Annotated in this window: 13 protein-coding genes; 4 read left to right on the top strand and 9 right to left on the bottom strand. The window is 36.2% G+C overall.

From position 1 onward, the window contains the following. Positions 1-274 precede the first annotated feature (274 nt). The 8 genes from LG402_RS18270 to LG402_RS18305 all read right to left on the bottom strand — a co-directional run bounded on the left by LG402_RS18270 (position 275) and on the right by LG402_RS18305 (position 16,782). Positions 275-886 (bottom strand): lytic polysaccharide monooxygenase, encoded by a 612-nt coding sequence (locus LG402_RS18270; protein ID WP_166539958.1) that lies wholly within the window; start codon positions 884-886, stop codon positions 275-277. 459 nt (positions 887-1,345) lie between these two features. Beyond that, positions 1,346-4,177: an RHS repeat domain-containing protein gene (locus tag LG402_RS18275; protein ID WP_227336092.1), complete on the bottom strand. Its 2,832-nt coding sequence runs from the start codon at positions 4,175-4,177 to the stop codon at positions 1,346-1,348. A 14-nt stretch (positions 4,178-4,191) separates the two neighbouring features. Then, entirely contained in the window at positions 4,192-4,449 is a 258-nt protein-coding gene (locus tag LG402_RS18280) for a hypothetical protein (protein ID WP_227336093.1), read from the bottom strand. Then, complete coding sequence (locus tag LG402_RS18285; RefSeq protein WP_166539956.1) at positions 4,406-4,762, bottom strand: DUF2570 family protein; 357 nt, start codon at positions 4,760-4,762, stop codon at positions 4,406-4,408. The genes LG402_RS18280 and LG402_RS18285 overlap by 44 nt, the downstream gene beginning before the upstream one ends. Next, entirely contained in the window at positions 4,759-5,148 is a 390-nt protein-coding gene (locus tag LG402_RS18290) for a M15 family metallopeptidase (protein WP_166539955.1), read from the bottom strand. Before LG402_RS18290 ends, LG402_RS18285 begins: the two co-directional genes overlap by 4 nt. Beyond that, positions 5,145-5,462 carry a phage holin family protein gene (locus LG402_RS18295; RefSeq protein WP_166539954.1) on the bottom strand — a complete coding sequence of 106 codons (318 nt, stop codon included), beginning with the start codon at positions 5,460-5,462 and terminating at the stop codon, positions 5,145-5,147. The genes LG402_RS18290 and LG402_RS18295 overlap by 4 nt, the downstream gene beginning before the upstream one ends. 69 nt (positions 5,463-5,531) lie before the next feature. Beyond that, entirely contained in the window at positions 5,532-9,860 is a 4,329-nt protein-coding gene (locus LG402_RS18300; RefSeq protein ID WP_227336094.1) for a SpvB/TcaC N-terminal domain-containing protein, read from the bottom strand. 55 nt (positions 9,861-9,915) lie between these two features. After that, positions 9,916-16,782, bottom strand: a complete 6,867-nt coding sequence (locus LG402_RS18305) for a neuraminidase-like domain-containing protein (RefSeq protein WP_227336095.1) — start codon at positions 16,780-16,782, stop codon at positions 9,916-9,918. A gap of 419 nt (positions 16,783-17,201) precedes the next feature. Between LG402_RS18305 and LG402_RS18310 the strand changes: the two genes are divergently transcribed. Continuing rightward, complete coding sequence (locus LG402_RS18310) at positions 17,202-18,074, top strand: LysR family transcriptional regulator (protein WP_166539951.1); 873 nt, start codon at positions 17,202-17,204, stop codon at positions 18,072-18,074. A 4-nt stretch (positions 18,075-18,078) separates the two neighbouring features. Here LG402_RS18310 and LG402_RS18315 read toward each other — a convergent pair whose 3' ends face one another. Next, entirely contained in the window at positions 18,079-18,534 is a 456-nt protein-coding gene (locus tag LG402_RS18315; RefSeq protein ID WP_109408377.1) for a regulatory protein RecX, read from the bottom strand. Positions 18,535-18,890: 356 nt separating this feature from the next. On the opposite strand from LG402_RS18315, the gene LG402_RS18320 reads away from it, so the two are divergent. The 3 genes from LG402_RS18320 to LG402_RS18330 are packed head-to-tail and all read left to right on the top strand — an operon-like array spanning position 18,891 to position 22,185. Further along, positions 18,891-19,889 carry a hypothetical protein gene (locus tag LG402_RS18320; protein ID WP_166539950.1) on the top strand — a complete coding sequence of 333 codons (999 nt, stop codon included), beginning with the start codon at positions 18,891-18,893 and terminating at the stop codon, positions 19,887-19,889. After that, complete coding sequence (locus LG402_RS18325; protein ID WP_166539949.1) at positions 19,889-21,031, top strand: BamA/TamA family outer membrane protein; 1,143 nt, start codon at positions 19,889-19,891, stop codon at positions 21,029-21,031. The genes LG402_RS18320 and LG402_RS18325 overlap by 1 nt, the downstream gene beginning before the upstream one ends. Further along, entirely contained in the window at positions 21,031-22,185 is a 1,155-nt protein-coding gene (locus LG402_RS18330) for a DUF4056 domain-containing protein (protein WP_227336096.1), read from the top strand. Before LG402_RS18325 ends, LG402_RS18330 begins: the two co-directional genes overlap by 1 nt. Positions 22,186-22,251 lie beyond the last annotated feature (66 nt).

Consider the following 22,251-nt stretch of genomic DNA (forward strand, 5'->3'; position numbering starts at 1 on the left):
CGCGCCTCAATGATGTGGTTTTTAAGCTAAATAATTATAGGTATAACGTAGAAAGTAGCATTGTGCGCGATGGATTTCTAGTCGATTCAATGAAAATAGCGCCCACACAAAGGCGCTATTGATTTAATTTCAATAATAAATAGCTATTATTTTCATTTAACAACTAAATAATTACCAATCTAAATTTAATATTCAATACTGGATTACATTTTAGATGAAATAATATATATACAATATCATTATTGATATTAAAAAATAATTTTATTTGATTTGACTATTTTTTAAATTCAGCATCAATAACTTGATAAAAAGCATTACCTGTATCCGCAATATCCCAAACACCTAAAATAATTTGATAACCTGAACGCTCTGGTATATTACAATTTATCTCTACGTTTTCTGTTGGTATTTTGCCATTATCATTTTGTTGGCAGAATGGTGTTAAATCAAAATCAGCACGGGTCAGTGGCTTATTTACATCCCACCCTGGTTTCGTAATAAAAAATCGCCATGATTCAGTGCTATGTTTAGCCGTTAATGTCCATTTAAACATATTTTCTCCACTTTTCATTGCCACTTTATGCCAACGATCCGCACTTTGTGCATTTAAAGCAGAAAAAGTCTCTTTCCCACCACTGGCAATTTGACCATCAGCAGGCCCATCTTTAGGAAATCCTTTAAGTCCTTCAATTGATTGAGGTTCATACTGAATTGGTCCACAATTTTTATTTAAATTTCCTCCTTTTGATGAACAAAGGAAAGCTCTACTAGGAGGTACATCAATATATCCATGTTTTAATGTCACATCTGCTGACACGGTTGAAATAAAACTCGCTGATGATAGTAATAATGTTGCAGTAAATACCATAATTTTATTTTTCTTCATAATGAAACCTCAATGATTATTAAAAATTTTAAAATATAATGATTGTGTCAATCCCAATAGATATTAGTCAAAAATAGATAGTTGAATATGTATTTATTTATATTTGTGAGCAATATCGCCATTTAATTTAATATTAAAATGGAATTAAAACAGCTATTTAATATTTATTAGATATACAATTTATTATGGAAATGAAAATAAAACCTTAAAGCAAGATATAAAAAATAAGTATCCAACTGTATCTGACTATTAAAATTTATCAAACTTCATTATTTAAATAATTTTTAAAATGTATTTTTTTGAGAAAATAATCACATTTAAATTAACGATTATATATAGAAAAGTAGCATTATAAGAAAGGAGTTTAGTAGAAAAACATCTTCATTAAGATAGCGTTAAAAACTGTCAGAGCAATATATACATGTTGCCCTGACAAATTTTAAAATACACTATTGTAGATTAGCCTCTTGGAAGCATATTAGCATTAATAATATAGCGATGAGACGAACCAAACTTCTCTGGATTATTCATATAAGAACTTCCTTCTGGTAAATATTGCAATGAAGTAATTTTCATCTTGTTATAAACAGGGAATGTCACTTCATCCTCACCTTTATAGACAGGCATAGAAACACCTAGATTTTCGGGTTCAAGATTAAAATGCCACATAACATTTGCGTTAGAAACATAACCTGACTTCGGTGTAGTTGCAGTAGACATTATAGAAACAGCAGAAACAGGAATATTTACTTGCTTTAATACTGCTTTCTCCTTGTTTTTAACTTCATCTACAAAATCCTTAAACCACGGGTAAGTTTCACTAATCGATAATCCATCACCTCGATATGTTGTTTTCTCATGAGTCTTAACATATTTAGGCCATTCTTCTTCCATTTTATTTAATTTATTTTGTAGATATAATACTTTCTGTTCATTAATATTTTCCTTTATTAATTGACGTTGAGATTTTTCATTAATACCTTGCCATTCATCAACAAACATTTTTATATTAGAAATATCGTTATAATGTTTAATTTTAGAGACATATAAAGTTCTAAAAAATCCCGTATAGTATGGATAATTTCCTCCTTGCTGATCCGATAATGCCGTACTATTAGCATTCTTTAATGGATCACCCCAAGTTTTCCGTGGTTTTGATATTGCCTGCATACCATCAGGTACTGGTGGTGGCAATGGTGCTCCCCCCATCATAGGCGGTGCTGGTGGTGCCATAGGCGGTGCTGGCGGTGCTGGTGGAATTGGCATTCGCCCATCAGGATCATGCATAGTCACAGGGTTATTACGCACCATTCGGTATAAATTAAGCCCATCAACCGTACCTGCGGGATCAGCACTTAACCAACGACCAAGCCAAGGTTGATAATAACGGTGGCCGTAGTAATAAAGTCCGGTGGAATCTTTCTCTTTCCCTGAATAACGGATCGTTTTGTAGTCAGCTTCTACCGCATTTTCGCTAGACCAAATTGCAGTGCCTCCATAAGGGTAATACTCTTCATAACTGATTAATTGCCCTTTACCATCAGTTTCTAATCCGCTGTTACCAATGCCATCATCATAGCTATAACGCAATGAATTATTTTCAATGCCTTGCGGTGATCCGATTTCCCAACATAATGCTCTGACTTTTGCACTAGTGCCTACCTGAATATGGACGACATCATATTTTTCTCTTGTCGGATATTCACCAAACTCCCAAACATCAATATTAGATAAGTAATGAGTAAGCACTTTCTCCAACTTATCAGACGAACCTTGCTTACGTCCTCTTAGTTTAGTGGCTCGCTGGCCTTCACTATCATATTGATAAGTTTCCCCCTCATAAATTGATCCGTTTTCTATTTTTCCATTTGTGGCTTCTAATTCATTACAATTATTCCAAAATAGCGTATCGCCATTCAGTAGTTTGGTTAAATTACCACTCTCATCAAAATAGCTATCCACATTTTGTGGATCTGCACATTGAGATTTCAATAAAGCACGATTGGTTTTATGAGAAACAATAATATCTTGAGTAAAACTTTGTTGTGCCGTCGGGGAGTTGTGACGAATTTGCGTTAAATTACCACCACGATCGTAAGTGTATAAGCGGGTGTAATTAGTATAACTTTGCGCATCTTTAGCGAATATTGTCACTGGTTGGGATTGCATCGAAGCAGGTGTTTGCTGATTGGCGGATTCTCGACCAGTAGCACTGACTAATTGATACAGAGAGTCATAAACATAACGATTTTCAGGTACCACTTTCTGATTACGCCAGTAGCGAGTCGCTTCAGCGTCGTTTTTTAGTACAATAATATTCCCCACAGGATCATACTCATAACGCAGATCTTGCATGATCTTCGCCCCTAAAGCATGACCTTGAGGACGTTCTGTTTTGACCTGTAGTAAACGCTGTGTTTCTGCTTCATATTCATAAGTGGTCACTAGTCCATTACCGTGCTCTTCGCGTAATTTTTGCCCTGCCGCCGAATAGGTGAGTGAACGTAAAACCTCTTGTTCTGATTTTCCTTTTAAGGTTAGCCACGATTGTTTAACAAAACCAGCAATATCATAGACAATACGGCGTTGATGACCTTTAGCATCTGTTTCTTTTAATACAGCCCCTGTGGCATCATGAGTGAGCATAGTTTTATAATTCTCCGCATGCTCCACTTGATTCATATCGTAACTGCCTTCCTCCCAATGTATATCATTACCAAAGTGAAATTTTCTGATGAAATAGGTATTTTTTCCTAATAAAGAAAACGTCTTAAATTCTTTTTTACCCGCAGTGTCATAATGAGCAATACATTTTCCTACACGATTATTATTAACTGATATTTCGTCGCTATTTGCCCATTTCAACAGTTGTTTTACCTTACTACCTTCCTTAACTTTTTCTAAATTACGCACAAACTCAGGTTTACTATATTCATATGTAATCACAGTACCTTGGGCATTAATCTGCTGTGCAACAGTGCCTTCAATATCATTTAGATTAAAGTTATTTCCATTATCAACACATTGTGAAAGCGATAATGCACCACCTAAACTGATTGTTTGCTGAATATTGGGTTGAATAGAGGAGTCTGATTGCTGTGCTTCATACAATCTAGCATCAATACTGCGCTCTAAGTAACCACGAACATGATAGTGATGACGGATAATACGCTCATCGGTTTGGTTACTTGTATCTGGATGACGACAATAGTTAATTTCACGGATTGTTGATCCATGATTGTCATGAACCACCACAGTGGGTGTTCGTGTATATAATTGTTGATTTGACATATTTCTATAATTCCTTAGTTGATTTTCTTTTTAGCATCCAATTCGTTACTACTACGCTGATTTTTTAAAGCTAAAATTTCGGCAATAGCTTTTTTATCGGTATTACATTTTTCTAAAACCAATATTAAACGGGCCACATAATCAGGGTAATCTCCCCACACTTGCACATTAAAGAATGGTGCAGAGCACGGCTGTAACAAATGTGAAGGAACAAATTTATCCGGCGCTTTAACGACGATTGAGGGTGTTCTGTTGCAACCGGATAACAGCATCAGGTACAGACTCATTAGCACAAGGCGTTTGAGCCAAAATCTGCCGTAATTCTTGTCGTATAACATGATTTTCTTCCTCTAAAAATTGTTGCTCCTTTTGTTGGTGCATTAATGCTTCAGACACTTGCTCAGCTTGCTCATGCCATTGAATTAATTGTGATTGCAATGTGCGTTGTTGATATTCAAGCTGGCTGTTTTGTTCTGATAGTCGATTGATTTGCTTATATTGATAACGAATAACCAGCAGAGTGAGAACAATAATAATTGCCACTCCACCTTTAACACCTAAACGTAAAAAAGTGCTTATATTCATGGATATGTCTCTCGACAAAGTTCGTAATGAGGGCCATCACGAAATGAAACCCAATCCCCCCCCCAATTAATTCGAGCATTCAATTGATAAGCAGCTTTTTTCATCGCTTTTGATACCGACTCGAATGCTGACCAATCTTGCCAAGGGATCTCTCCATTCACTAAGGGCACAATATCAACGGCATGACCTGTTAAATGGCGACTATTGAGTGTTTTGCTTTTACCTTCCTTCATTAGCTCTTTTTGTCGAGCTAATGAACGTACCCCTTCAATAACGACAAAGTCATATTCACTAAATGTCAGTGCCAAATTAACCACTTGGACTAAATCCTGATCCACACCTTCTAGGTTTTTTTGGCTACGCTGACTCAATGTATATATGCTCATTTAGGCTCCTTAAGGTTATTCACACCAAAAATCCGGTTCCACAACCAAATTAAAGTTGTGCTACCCATCGAGCCAAAAAGCCCTGCAATCATGTAAGACATATAACGACTTGCCCCACTTTCAAAACTTAATAATCCGCCTAATAATCCCGTAAAAACAGAGATCACTATTTGGCTGGTGATACCACACCAAGACCACTTAATTTGTTTTTGCCTAATTTCCATTAAATACCTCACGATACCTCCCCAGGCTGAAAATCCACCGATTATCATCCAAGCCAGTGCATCGCTTTCTGATGGGATCGCAACTAGCATAATAAAATTCCTAAATAATGCGGATTAAGCGACATCGCCAATTAATCCGCGTAATAAGCAATAAATAACTTACATTAAGGTGTCATTTTCATCTTCCTGAGCCACAAACCAAGGCGTTACTATCGTATTACGTTGATAGTTCTTTGCTGTGTTCACTTGATATAAGCGACCTAATGCATCGTAATAATGGGTATCCGCAAACCGATTCGATTGTGCAGAGCTATTGTTGATATAACGCCAATCATTGAGAAAATAAGGCTGATAAACTCGCTTTATATTTCCTTTATTGTCATATTCTGTTTCACCCGAAATAGCCCATCTTATCGGTGCATTTTTAACTTGGACGTGTTGCTCTCCACTCATCACCAACATACCCGTTTCGCTGCGCAAGAAAGCCTCTCCCGTTTCAACTCTCACGGAAGTTTGTAATAAGCGACCAAAACCATCACTAAACGCGATTTGTTGGCGGATTTGTTGTTGTGGATCGCTGTCATAACGATCAGTCATGATTTGCAATGCATGAGGAGGCAATTTTGCAGATGTTGACATCCAACTGTCTGTCACATACACAAAACCAGTGGCAATAGGCAGCGTTGATGTTAGCGCCAAAGCCCCATTAATGGTTGTTGGCATGATGCACGTTTTATCGCTATAGCCACTTTGTCTATCGTTTTCACGCCCCGAAAAACGTGTTGTTGTCACTCGGCCAAAACCATCAAAGGTTACTTGATGAATATTTTTATTTTCATCAGTAATAGAGTTAGGTGATAAAAAACGCCAATCATAAGTAAGATGGAAATCTTGTGTATTTAAAGGAGACTCTTTACCCATCAAAACACAGAATTGTTTATCCCATAGCAAAGTGTAATCACAAGAGAGTGCTGTTTTCTTGTACACGAGTGGTTTATAGAATTGCGCTAATGAACCGTAGGTTTTGATACCTAATAACGATTTCACCCACAGTTTTTTGCCTTTTTCTGGAACATCAGCAAATAAATACACTTTTTGCTGATAACCCGCATTTTCCATGACTTCATCCAGTTTTAAATGTGGATAAGGTTGTGAAATAGCTTTTGCGATTTCTTCATCGAGTTCGGCCGTTTCGCTAGAGGCTAAACGCGCAGGGAAATCAGGTTCTGCAAATGTGGCGTTACTGCTCGCATTCAGGTAAGCAAGTTGCTGTTGTCCTACAAATACGGATGCCGATTTTTGTGTGAGCAAATTATCAGTTGCTAATAATGCTTCGATACTTAAACCATCTTTAGGCTGTTTTTCTACGCCATATGTCCAGATATCTTGGCGACTTGTTGCTGTAACACCTAGTTGATAAACCTGCTTTTCAGGATGATTAATATGATGGCAAGTTTGACGTGATAAACCTAAGCGCAGCGTATGTTGTTGCTCATCATAACTGGATCCCCATAAAGTTTCTGGCAGGCTTTCATAATGTTGATAAGGATTTTCTGTGCCTTTAACTCGTCTTGGATAATCAATAGAAACTGTTTTAGAAATAAAACCATAACTATCTTGTTCTAAGATGATTTGTTGATGACAAGCAGGATCAGTCGCAATACGCTCATAGTGATATTGACGGCTTTCCACCACCGAAGGCATCACCACAGGCGAGCGCCCTTGCGTTTCAATTAGACGTACCTGCGCTCGTTGTTCTGTGACAGCATAAGGCACATTGGAAACAACAGAACTGTCTAGCCCATAGACCTCTTTTCGAAGTAATTGGCCTTGCAATCCACGCTCAAGCCAATAGGCTTGTTCTTGACGTACTGTGTTATCACAGATCTTTTCAGCACTTCCTTCACCTTGTGTAAAACGCGGTGAGAAATGAGGAAATGCCACACTGTCACCTTGCCAAAACTCATTATAAAGCTGAGCATCAACAATGGATTTACCGGTTGAAAACCATTGACGGGTTAACGCACTTGGCGTTTTATTCGTTGTATTTTCTTCACTTTTAAAAGACTCCGCATTTGTGGCTTCAACACAGCCAAAACCACGAAATTCTTTTTCTTTACCATCCCAGACACCATAACGATAATTGAAAAGCTGTGTTAACTGGCTTTGTGTAATTTCATCAACCGTTTCAATTTTCCAAAGCGTATGCAGAGGAAAAGGTAAATGACTCACCACTTTATTCTTACTTTGCTGCTGAGCTAATTTTTCGTCCAATCCATATTGAGCAGAACTACGATAGTGCAAGTTTTGGATCAGCCCCATATTGTTATTAATCGAGGTTAATAACCACGGTTTGTTATTTTGTAAAGAAAGCACCCAATGTTGCGGTGTTGGATAAGATTTTGTCAGTAAAATACTGGCAATACCTAAACCTTGAATATCCGCCACTTGCAGTTGGCTCTGGTTATCAAAACGCATACCTTTAGGTAATGGGATATCATCACCACGTACAAATTGATTACCACTTTGATTAAAATAAACTTCTAAATGAGTAGATTGGATATAAATGATGTCAGTTGTACCACTGCCATCTAAATCAGCTAAATAGAGTTGGTTAGGATTAAATTTAAGACGATCTGCCGAAAATCCCGCAATAGTGATTGGTGTGCTAAATTTACCCTCACCGAGATGTACCCAACAGGTTACTCCTTGATAATCCACTTTAATTAGATGTTGTTGACCAGAACCCAATACGTCACTAAATGCGACTAAAGCACGACGATTGATATTCTTAATCGGCAAGATCACACCTTCAGCCTGCATTATCTCTTTACTTTCTTTCCAACCTCGAACTGAGCCAGCATAAAGACGAATACTACGAGGACCAATCAAGGCAAGATCAGCAAAACCACTGCCTGTTAATGAGGTAATTTCAGCTCTAGGGTGAAAATATTCCACAGGTATGGCATCAAGTGGCACAAAATTAAGCCAATTCTCGGCTTTAGTATCATCCTGAGTGTAATAACCGTTTATATCACCTTGTGTGACTAGCCATTCTAATTTCCCATCACCTGTAACGTCTGTCAGCATAGCTGAACCTCGTAGTGATGGAATAACAGGGAGTTTTTTAGGGTTATCCCATGTTATAGCATTAGGATTTTGCTTATCTTCTTTTCTAATCGGTGCGCGATACCACCAAGCACCATGGTCTTGATACAACACCCCAGCAAGCCCTTCCCCAAATAAATCAACATATTGATAAGGCTGTTGTGGTGTAAAAGAAGCAAGCTCATCCAATGATTGCCACTGAGCTTGTTTTGTCGTACCAACCTGTTGCCAATCAAATTTTACAGGAGGCAATGTCACTAACGACTGTGTATCTTTATTGTCGTTAAACGCCGATTGTTGTGCAGAAACTAATATCGAACTAGCTCCAGACTCGGCATAAGTCAGTGTTAATCTAGCGACTAATTCTGGTGTTTCTGTCAGTGCTGTTTGTTTTTCTAAGCTTTCAATACGGTGATACATCAGCACTTGGCGACATAAACGGCGAGTACGGACTTCAAAACCGTAATGGAAAAGCGAAAAACAGTCTTGACGCAGTGTCCAGGATGAATTGCTCTGCCATTGAGGATAAGAGGCTAATGCACTGCTACGCTCACCATAATCAAACACCAAAGTAAATAAAGCATTTTTAGGTAATGTGTTATCAATTTTAGTACATGAAAGCGCGCGCTCTCCCACAGGGTTGCCATAATACACCTTCTCTAAATAGCGTTGTGTATTGGCATTTTTATGTGATTGAATTTCTTGTTTATCACAGCCTTGTTCATCTTCAGCGCGATAGTGATATTCAATTTGCTCACCCATCGCTGAAACCGAAGCATTGAGGTTCCATTGCGCAATATGTGCGCTGTTTTGGCTATCCACAATCTGTGCTGTGGTTTCATAACCGAATAAATGAACCTCACCATTTGCACTCAACATCACCCAAAATTGTTTTGGTATATTGGCAGAAGTATTAGCCTCATGTAATGACCAACACTCAAAACGACTAAAGCTTTTTTCAATACGAGAACGATAAGTTGTGACTTGGTATTGATGTGCAAGTTTTATGCCTAATAATGTATTACGTTGTGCCGTTTCAATTTCACCTTTCTTATTGATAATCGGTACAATCACTTCACCATCTGGCCCAACAAACTCATCTTGTTGAGTGTACGATGGCACACCTTTTGATGTACGACGGCGAATCGACATCGTACCGACAGACCAGCCAAAACCAAACGCACCATTGCCCGCTTGATTTTGATACGTTAAACCTAAAGAAGGGGCATAACCACGACCTTGGCTAATCGGTAATGGTAAGTTAAAAGTGGCTGCACCATCAGGGCCAACAGCACCCATGTTGCCCGTTAATCCTGTGACAGCCCCACCACCTTTCGGTAAATTCGGCGCATCAAAGGTCAATGTCTCTGAATTTTGCATGTAGAACTCCTGACAGGCTCCCTAAGGAGCCTGTAATTAATTAAGATTTAGATAATTAACGAATGGTGTAATTAATATGGAGAATGATATCGTTCAGTGTCAGTAACATCTCTTTTTGCTTACTTGTTGCATCAGGGAAGCTTAAAGTCAGTGTACTGCTATCATTCACGGGTAAACCTTCAAAAGGCAGATAACGATCGTCATTGAAGTTCAGTTGGAATTGACCACTGTCATTCATACCATGAGAAATCGCGATTGCATTACAACCTCTTGGTTTCACCGCACTACCGCCATAATTCAGCACTGCTCTGATATTCTGATAAGCGCCTGTTAATGCAGGTAATGTCACACTAATTTGTTTAACTCGACGTAATTGACCTAAATCAGCAGGGTAATCTTTGTCGATAGCTAAATCAGAGAGCCTAATTGAAGCTTGTAATTGACCGTTTTTCAGCGTAATACCATTTACTGCTGTACCTAACTGTGTTTTCGATTGATTAATCACATCAGTTACTTGTTCAAATCCAAATGGCTTAGTGCTTAACCCTTGATATACATCACCCAACGAAACAATCTTGGTAATTTCCAGTGCGCGTTTATCTTTTTCAAGGTAGCTGTTTTCCATATGAGTCAGGTTATGCATTAAATTTTCACCCGCCATCAAACCAGAATAGTTACCTTGCCATGCACCTGGGCGAATAAAGGTTTGGGTTTCACCTAAATCATACTGATAAGCTAATTCCGCCATACGACAGCGAGAAATAGCTAAGTCGTAGAAAGGTTTATAAATCGCCATTAATTTACCGCGTAACCAGTTATACAGGGCTTTATTGGTAAATTTATTTTGTAAGAAAGTTAAGTGCTCTTGCGTTTGTTGCTGTTGTAATTTCAAGCTATCCAGCTGCAAACTCGTGGCTTCTTTACGTACTTTTAAGGCTTCAAGTTGTGCATCAATTTGTTCCAACTCGGATTTTGCGTTATCGCGAGATAATACCCACTCTTCACGACGGCGACGATAAGACTCAGATTGACTTAATCTATCTGCCGCAATACGAGTTGCAGATCCTGATAATTGCAGACCAATTGATGTGGCATTAAAAATAGCGCCTAGACGCGAGCCACCGACCGCTAAACCGTAAATATTCGGCACCAAATCTGCAGCAGCTCCTGCAATGTTTAGCCCTTGGCTGGCGGTATTCAACACTGACGATGCCAGATAGAGATCCATCGCTTGTTGCTCTGAGGTACTGATATTTTCATCATATAACTTGCTATAGTGATCAAGTCGATTTTGTGCCCCAACGCGTAACGCTTTTAATGCTTTCTCGTTATAGATAAATTCTTCAATACTCTTCGTCTGATACTTCATATTTTGCAGAATAATTTCGCTACCTTGCGTAGTGAATAATTCTGACAATGCTTGTGCGTCTTGGCGTTCTGTAATGCTAAATAATGAACTACCAAACTGCATTAACTGACTAACCACCGATTTAGCACTATTTAAAATCACAGGGAAGCGCTGTGTTGGCATCACGACATTTGGCAATGTACTGCCACCTTGAGATTGATTCACGGCTGCATTTTGTAATGCTTTAGGATCTGCCGGTGTAGCGTAAATCGCTAACGACAGAGGTTGCCCATCAATTGATAAATTGTGACGTAAATTAAACAGACGCACTTTTAACGTGTCGCGATACTGCGCTAACTTCTCATTAATTTGCGGTAAAAAGAGCGCAGTTAATGAATTTGCTGTACGTGGTGATGCCGCTTCTTCATTTTCTTTCTTGATTACGCGTGTTGATTGTTTCGTTTTTGTTGCTGCCTCAGTTAATTTAGGGGTTAACCAAACGTTATCACCTAACAGCTCAGTTTCATCACCCAGTAATTTCAGCGCTTGCATATACCACATTTTGGCTTCATTTAAGGTGTCGCGTTCTAATACACGGTAAGCACTATCACCACGCTCCATAAGAATATCCAAGCACTTCATAAAGGTCGCTAACTTATAGTGCATCGGATCTGTTTGCGCAACGGCATCCGGATCGGTTGAATCGAGTTGAACTTTATCCCAATCCGTATCAGTTAAAAGGGGTTGTGAATTCCACACGCGATCAGAATAAGTCCCATTTTCTATATAGCCATTAGGACTAAATACATAACGTAACCAGCGACCAGCTTCATCATAGTTATGTCCTTCCAGCATCACATTAGCAACCATCATTGGGGTATAATAGAACAGCTCCCAAAAATAGAGTGCATTGGCACCATTAAAATCCATGGTGTCGTCCGTATTACCCTCTAATGCAGGTTCAGGTAAACGCTGAGTATCTAAGGTTAAAATAGTATCAATACCTTTATTGGCACGTTTAACCAATTGGCGGGCAAATAAAGTATTTAAACGCACAAGCATTGGCTTATTTGTAATGCTCATTGACATATACTGAGCCATTGCTGAATTTGTTTCTACTTTAATAACGCTTCCTGTATCCGCAACGATAGTTCTCTTAACTTCAAATGAAAAAGCCTTTTCTGATAACACCTCCGATTGTTTATTTTTAACCTTAACATTTACCGTTACCGTTGTTTTTCCATTTCTGGTAAATTCACTAACAGGAATATCTAAACTAAGTGCACCATCTACATTATTGAAACTATTTATACCTCCATAAATTTGGCTATGATTACTCCAACTATTAATATTGTATTCTTTATTATTTTCCGCAGATTTTATTTCAATTGCAATATCACTGATCTTATTTGCTGTACTGTTATATATTGGATCAAGATTTTTAATTGGTAAATTATCCAATGTGCTTTTACCATAAATACCATAAACACCATCATCTAGTTCAAATGTCATAAGAAGCATACAGTTGTTTTGTTTTATTAGATCATAAAAATGATCATCTATACTCATAGAGAAATATCCATTTTCCTCAATAGAGCTTCTCATTAGATTAATGGCTTCATTATCTTTATCATTAATATTAAAAACACCAATAAATGGAGCATAAGAATTCATAACTTTACGAGTAAAGTCGAGATCCACTTTGTATTCATTACCTTTATAAATAAAATAAAAATAAAAATTTCTTGATTTCAAATCAACAATAAAATACAAAGCAAAATCCGTCTCTTCATTATGTATATTTTCAAAATAACCATCTTCACATTTACCTATATTAACCCTAGCATAATAAATATCTTCAAATTCATCATTAGAATCATTATGATATGACAGTATTTCTGCCACGTGTTGTTTTACATAATCATCAGCTTCAATTGTTTTTTTAATTTCACATTTAATAGCAGCAGAAAACAAACACGTTATGCGATTATTATTTAATTCAATTTTAGCATCATTAATTAAACTACCTTGTAATGATGCTAGTTCAGACTCTTTAACTGTAATATTAGAATTAGGTTCACGTGAAATAGTATAATTCGTTTTATCTCTTTTAATAAAATGATTGTTTATAACTTTAACACGAATTCCTTTTGAATCATCTAATATATCGAATTCATTTTTTGCATTAATATAAACACTTTCAATTTCACTTGAAGTTCCTTTGGCAAAATTCAATTCATTATCAATATAGTAAATCTTGAATTCATCTTTTTCAGCTGAGTATGTTTCTGACATTTTATAAAACACAATCATAACTTTATCAAACTCATCACTATAACTGAGATAGAAGTTGAGTTTATTCAGTTTGTCTAAACTATCCCATATTTCATAAGTAATAGGCGAACTCCAAGAACCATCATAACGAATATGAGAAAGTTTTAAGCTATATTTAATTTCTTTTTCAATTTTTTCCGCCGTTTCATTTTTGGCCTTTTCAAGTCGTTCAACCCAAGCAATATATAAACGACTATTAAAAATAACAGGGCGAATTAAACCATTATACGGATTTAAACCATTTTCAATTTTAGTCCACTCTGTCCACGCGTTGGCTGCCATTTTGCCATCTTTAATTTTACTATGATCAGCGCTACGCCAATAATAGCTCATTTGATCAGCGGGATTACGGCCAATAAAATAGGTAATGCCATCATCCAGTGTTACGCTATCATGATATCCACTAATCACTTCTAAATTAGCAATTTGCTCAAATGAAGTTAAATAGGTTTTAAAGGCATCTTCTACCGTATCGCGATTAACACTATTTTGGCTAATAGACTGTAATAGGGTATCCATCATTTTGGTTTGCCCAATACGCATCGTTGGGTCAACATAGTTTTCTGGATAATAAACTAATTTAGAAACACCTGCCCAAGTGCTATAACGTTTATTAAATTCATCCCACTGAGCAAAAAAAGTACGGCCTTTTACATTCTTATCAACATCTTTTTCATCACCTGACAAGCAGTTATTAATATAAAATTGAATATTGGCAATCGCTTGTGCAATCGGTGTTGTCATAATTTCAGCAGAAACTTGATTATCAATTAATAAATGGTGATACACATCATCACGACTGATTAACGATGGATTTCTACTTTGACTGGCATAATAATGGGTTAATACTGCCGCTTCTTTCACATCCTTAATTTGAGTAAGCTGTGCCGTTTTTTCACTGTTTAAATTCGCCTGCATAATTTGGCTTAACCTATCCCACTTATCATAATTTCCCGCGACATCATTATTTTCAGTGTATTTTAAATCAATTAACAATTTAAAATCTTTAGGTGAAATACCCAGTGTTTTAGATAACTCTAAATATTGAATCAAAATAGTAATATTTTGAAAATCTTTTAATTCTTTGGTTGGCGTTAATACTAAGGCTTGATTAAGCGTTGTTTCATCAATATTTAAAATAGAGGTCATTTTTTCAGTCGTTAATGACTGGTTTTTAAGTCCAGTTAAAAACTCATTCGCCATATTGCCACATTGGGAAATAAAGTGATGAAAATAAGTAATATGCTTTATTTTATCAATGGTTAAAACATGCTTTTCTTTAGGATAAAGATATTCTTGTTTTACACTAATAAATTCTAATTCATACTTATTTAATCCCACTTTATTGGAAACCAAGGTGGTTTTTTTAAGTCGATTAAAGAATAGTGCAATATCTACTTTATCTTGTTGAGTTAAAGTATCTTTAATAATTATTGGCAATATCTCATTTAGATATTTATTACCTGCTTCTAGATCAACCCATTGTAATATTGAATTTGATTTTTCAATAGAGTCAATACCCATTTCAGCAGCAATAAATGAAGAAATGGCTGAGAATTGTTCTGCATAATCTGTTGGTGTATTTTTTAATATTTCTTTTAAATTATTGATTAACACTTCAAGTTCAGAGCTAAATTCAGACTCAAATTTTGATGAACAAATTAAAAATAATTCACTTATCGTCCACTTTTCTTTTTTAGCAAAGTTAATGACATCATTAAGAGTATGAATTAAATTACCCATATCATCAGAACTATCATGAGATTGAATCGTTCCATTGAATGGTTTTGGTAAAATATTAATAAGCAATACTAACTCATTAACCGATAAACCATAAATTTGTGCTAATAAGCTCGTACGGTAAAGTAAAGAAAGACTTTTTAATGAGCAATCAAATTCGCTATTATAAGATATTGCTAACCGCCATAACATAACAAGTTCAACATCATTAACATCAAATGCACGCTTTAAAGTATTTAAACGAATAATACTAGTAGCTTCATTTGCATTATCTAGAGGGAAATGATAACCATCATCTGTAAAAGTGTTACCATTAAGTGGCGGATGATTAAATAATTGATCAAATTGTGATAGTGTATTACCTAATGATGTTTTTGAAATTAATCCACCATTAAGCACAATCGCTTGTTCCACTGTAATAGGGTAAGTATTCATCATTACTTGCAAATGAAAAATATTGCTTAATACTTCTTTATCAATATTTAATTGCATATTTTTAGATTGAATTGCAGTAATCAAAGAAGACAATGGCATGTCTGTAGCTTTATATAAGCGAATGATTTTATTTAAATTTAAAAATTCTTTATTAGATAACTTCCCTTTTTTATTAAACGCTTTAATAACAAATTGAGCATCTTTCTGTTCAATATTATAATATTTCGCTAAAAAATGAGTGCTGTTTAGAATATCACTGTTAGTAGAGCCAAAATTTTTCTTAAATAGTGTATCGGTATCTTTATCAACATCTTCGACTAAAATATTATAAAGCTCAGGGGAAATATCAGCTTGAATAGAAGCTAGTAGTGCTGAATCTAAGGTTCTTGTCACATCAACCGCAGACATTAAACCTTCAAGATTTTTATCTTGAAGTAAAATTGCTTGGCGAATGGTTTCATAAGGTTGGTGATAAGGTGTGCCACCAGTTAAACGGTTAGTCGCTAATTCACGAAATAAATCTTTACCACCACCTAATTTATTTTGTAGTGCTCTGGTTAGAATTTGATTAGATAAAGTAAGTGTGGAAACTTCTTTATCCATATTTTCTTGTGAAAGCACTAATTGCGCTAAATCGGGACGGCGTTTATCAAGATGATAAACCGAACTTTCAGCATGTAATACTTTTGCTTCACGATAAAGTTCTGTTAAATACCCCGCGGGTGAAAACATAGAAGCCACAGATTTATCATCGACAAAAATATTGCCTCTTTCAGGGATCCAATCACCTAATGCGCGGCTTTGTGCTGATTGTGGTTGAATACCTAACGCGACCGCATTTTGTACTTGAGGATTATTACGCGCTAAATAATGAGCTTCATTAAGTTTATTAATTTTTTCGGCTTCTTGTGCTTGTGTATATAATATTTTTGCTTCATCCCACGTTAATTTTTCATCACTTAATGCACGTATTTCATGCAGTGATAATGGGGCTAATTCCTTTAATGTAATAATTTCCGAAGTGGAAGATTTCATTTTCGTTAAAAGCGTATTAATGTTTTTCATTAAATATTTCCTAATATAAGTTTATTAAAAATAGAGATAATTACATCGCCTTTTCATCTCGAAAATTAAAATATCAAGAAAATTAAAAATGAAAATTGAGTTTTTTATAATGTGATCTTGAGTTTTTTTATACTTTATAGGCTGTCCGTGATTTTTAATAAAAAAATATATTAAAAAAACAGACATAAGCAATAAATAAAATAAAGTAATAATAAAAAATCAATCATTTGATTTTATTTTTTGTGAAAAATGCTCTTATTTATTATCAACTTTAGTCGTCAAAGTTATTTTTTTAATTTATCTTCGATAATTTTTCACTTTTAGTCGCTCTAAAAATATTATTGACAAATATCAATGTAAAAATCTCATTCAAGCAGATTATTAATTTCAATTAATATGTCTCTGTGGAGAACACCTGCATGTTTTTCTCACGAAAAATAAATCAATTCTTTGCTGTTGCGACTTACCAAAGTCTAGTAAAAGCAGCAGAAAAAATTAATGTCACCCCATCTGCGTTACGTCATGGTATTAATGAACTTGAAAACCAAATAGGTAAATCATTGATTAAACGTTCAAAAAATGGAATGGAACTTACTCCGGCAGGAAAAACACTGTATGAACGACTATATCCCTATTATAAAAAAATTAGAAAAATTGAAACTCAGATCTTAGATTTAAATGAAGATAAGACATTGCTTTCAATTAAGTTAGATGGGCTTTATTATCCTGATTTGAAAACAAAACTATTGGAAATAAGACAAAAAAATGATCAATACAAGTTGTCTTTAGAAGATGGTTATATTGATGATATTAATGAAGAACTTTTTGATAAAGAGTTTGATCTTGTTATTTCCTCTCTTGAATTTGACTATTCTCATAAAAACATTAATACGATTAATCTATGCACACAAAAAGTCGGCTTATTAGTAAATAAAAAACTCTTTGAAAAACATTCCGATACCAAAACATTCTTTGCTAAAGAAACATTAATACAAAGAAACAGTTCTTTGCATAATCCGATATTTTCAACAATTTTAGATAGATTAAAAAAACAGGGTTACCAATATCATACTTTAGGTTTAACAGAAATGGCTGATGTATTGCAATGTATTGATGAAGGAGCTGGTTATTGCTTTATGCCTGAAAATATTCATTATATTTCAACGATCACAAATGATGAGGTACAATTTATTCGCTCACCATTTCCTTTTGATATTTTCTTACATCAAAAAGTCTATTTTAAAAAGAATAATGATAAAAAATTAGCTGATATCGCAATGACACTACGCTAATCAATTAAAACAGCGCATTGATATAATCAGAGGTAAAGCCGCGATATTGCAGATAACGGATTTGTTTCGCTTTCTCTTTATAGTCCTTAGGATTGTCTGTACCAAATTTTTTCTCTTTGACCTCTTGGCAAAGTGCGTACCAATCAGTGTCTGTTTCTTCTAATACACGTTCAATAATTTCGCTGGGAAATCCTTTTAGGCGTAATTCTTGGCGAATACGTAACGGCCCATAGGATTTATTTAAATAACTACGAAAAAAACTATAAATAGTTCGATTGTCATCAAGGTACTGACTTTCAAGTAAGCGTTCGATTACTTGAGGCAAACATTCAGGGGCAGTCGGTGAGTCTTTTTCAGTTTCGCGAATTCGGCGTTCGATTCGACGTTGTAGTTCTCTTGTACTGTAATCACGACGAGACAGCATAAAAATTGCGTATTGATAAAGCTCTTGATAGGTCATAACGTTCCTTTATTAAAAAAGTCCATATAAAACGACTATTATCATAACGCGTTATCACCGAAATAGCTTATTTTGCTGTTAATTTCATCAATAATAGGGAAATTAATATATTAGTAATAATTAAAAGAAGAATTATCATTCTCTTTTATAATTGAAATCGACTACTTTTATTAAGGTTAGCTTAGAAAAAATAGGGTTTTTTATTTAATAAACCCTTAATAATCCTTTAAAAACGCAAAATATAAGCATCTATTACTGTATATCGCACTTATAGCTGGTGACCACCTATTAGAAAAAGATTAAAATTTCCGGCTACTCTTTTACTACTTACTTTTTTAATTTTTTGTGGGTTATGTATGAACTTTTCCAATTTAAATAAGGTGGTATTGACCGCCTCCCTTCTTGCCACGAGTTTTTCTTATGCGGACAGTGATCGTCCTCTGCTCTCTCTAAGTGTGAGCCAATCTGGTGGCACAGCATTAAATAATGAAGGTTCGCTAGATACACGTACCCCAGCAAGCCAATCTCGTGTTTTACCCATTTGGGGCGATGAAGCTCGCGCCCGCGGTTATGATATTCCAGAGCCTTTTGGTATTGGTTATAACTATATGAATCTACGACAAGATGTAGTTGTAGATAAAATTGGTTTTAGCTCCAGTACTCCAATAGGTCAGGCTCTTCTTGGCCTTGTTGACATTGATGTTGGCCACACTCGCAGTAACAACGAATCCCATATGTTAAAACTGGATACTTGGGTTTTTCCTTTTATGAATGTGTATGGGATTTATGGAAAAACAAAGGGTACATCTGTTGCACAATTAAACTCCGTTTACTTTGCTGATGCAACTGAACCTTCTGTTGAAAATGTTCCTTTTAAATTAAATTATGAGGGCAAGTCTTATGGTGGTGGCTTTACCTTAGCGGGTGGCTATAACCAGTTTTTTGGCACCTTCGATTTAAACTATACCAAAACAAACCTTGATATTTTAGACGGTGATATTAAAGCCTTAGTTATCACCCCTAGAGTGGGCTATGAATTTATTTTCTCACCACTAATTTCGGGTCAAGGCAATACCAAACTACAAGTCTGGACAGGTGCAATGTACCAAGATATTACTCAACGTTTTAGGGGAGATGTCAGCAGACTAGATTTACCTGATGGGTTAGATGATTTAATGGGTCTCGGTTCTTCATTTATGGGTAATATCAAATTTGATGTTGAACAGCATCTTGCCCATAAATGGAACCAAACTCTTGGGGCGCGTTTAGAAGTGACACGTAACTTTAATGTGATCACTGAAGTAGGTTTTAATAATCGTAATAGCTTCCTTATTTCAGGTGAGTTCCGTTTTTAATGGTTAAATACCCTTTTATTTTTGGGCTGGCATTTGCCAGCCTATTTACTTCACACACAGCACAAGCTCAACTCTTTCCCGATAGACAACAAATAGACCAATGGCTAGTTGAATTAGGGGGAGAAAATAACTTCGATCGCAGTAAAACTATCGACTGGGGTGTATTACCGGGCCCATTTTATACGCCAGAGCTAGAATTGGGTGTAGGCATTGCGCTTGTTGGTCTTTATCAAGCGGATAGTCGTCCTGATAGTAAAATCTCGTCTCTCTCGTTAAGCGGTTTTGGCTCATCAACCGGTGCTTTTGGTATGACCTTTAGCAACTACACTTACCTAATGGATGATACGTGGCGCTTTTATCTCACAGGAACATTAAATAATGTTCCTACCAATTATTGGGGAGAGGGTTATCACGAAGGACGTGTAAAAGATCATTTCGGCGAATTTCGCTCTCAAGAATTGCGTCTAACGCCCACGTTACTGCGTCAAATTACCAAAAACACTTATATAGGATTAGGGTGGGATTATTCTAGTCTACAAGCTGCTGCCCCTGATAATCCCTTTAAAGCCTATATGAATGCACGTGATTTACCTTTGCGTTCAACTAGCTCAGGAATAACTGCTCGCTTTACTTACGATAGTCGCGATTTTTTACCAAACGCTTATCGAGGGCAGGCTTTTGATATCAGTTATACCCATTATTCATCGGATACTGGCAGTAATAACCGCTTTAATGCGACACAGATACAATATAACTACTATTATCCCTTAAGTGATACTGCGGTATTGGCATTTGATAATTATGCCCGTTTCACATCGGGTGATGTGCCTTGGAGCCAATTGTCTAAATTGAGCAATGGGCACCAAATGCGAGGCTATTATGAAGGGCGATATCAAGATAATCATGTCTTTTCAACCCAAGTAGAGTACCGTCAAAAGCTCAATTGGCGACATGGCATTGCTCTTTGGATGGGCGGTGGTACGTTAAGCGACCAAGCACGTGATTTAGGCAAAAGCCATTGGCTACCTAGTGTTGGTGTGGGTTATCGTTTTGAATTTAAACCACGTATGAATGTACGTCTCGATTTTGGCATAGGTAAAGAAAGTACAGGATTCTATTTTCAAGTAGGTGAAGCATTTTGATGTTTAAGCGGTTTCTTTTTATCAACACCATTGTCTTCTTCTTATTTATTGCAGGTTGCACTCAAGTCACCCCTGTAAAATCTCTGCATGCCAATCTTGATAGTGTTACCCATGAAGAAGCAACACAGCTTTGGCAAATACCTGAACCGCTAACAGCACCTAATGGCTTAAGGCCTTGTTGTGCTTTTGGTTATAACTTAAAAGTCAAAGCGTTTGAAATACCCGTTCCTTTTTATCGTATTGATAATGTAGTTGAAGCTTCGACACTAGGTAACCATCGTTATAACGATAGCTTTTGGCTGGGTGCAGCGGCCGTATTAGGTTTAGGAAGTGAAAAATCAGGTTTAATTTACTCTCATAAAGGAGGATTCCTTGATATCGCCCATATTCGTGATACCGCAGATTACACTTACTACCTCTTTAGCCATATCTATCCAAAGTTAGGTCAAGAGTGGACGCTAACGCTAAGCAATGAACTGGCACAACGTAAAATACACTTTAATGCTTTTACCCCACCTAAAGATGAAACAGAACGCTATACCTTAAGTGCTTATCTTGCCGCACGATTAGGTTATCGTCTTGCGGTATGGCATGAAATTGCACAATGGTATGGTTTTCGTTCTGTGCCGGGATTCTCTGAAGGTATCTCTGCATTTTCACCTGAAGATCTCTATTCCAATTTAATTGGAGCAAGGCTTTCTCTTACACTTATTTTAAAGGGTCATGCCACCAGCCTTGAGCAATATAATCAATCGATGCAGGGCATTATTCCTTCCGCACTCTACCAATTAGAAGCTCAACCCCGCCAATTAACGCAACAATGGTTTGATGTGATTGATGGACAATGGTGGGATAGTCAACAACGTGTTCCTGACAAATTTTTAGTTTTAATGCGTGATTATCACATCTCGGACAAGCGGTATCCGGTGTTACCTTTTGAGGAAACAACGTCTCCACATTACCTCACATTACCTAGTGCTTATTCTGGTTACGTTTTAGAACAATTAGCAGAATTTCAGCTTTGGCCGACAACGAAAATGGCAAATTTACCTCATCCAAAAACCTATTGGCATGAGGCGGATTTTACTGATTTAACAGAAAAAGCGCGTCAAATTGATAATAAAATTAGACCAAAAACAACAAAAACTGACTAAATAATAAACAAAATTGACACATTAAAAACTCTTATTTTTACTAAATCTGGGTTAAGTCACAGCTTT

This window comes from Proteus sp. NMG38-2, from assembly GCF_020640995.1.
Taxonomy (GTDB): domain Bacteria; phylum Pseudomonadota; class Gammaproteobacteria; order Enterobacterales; family Enterobacteriaceae; genus Proteus.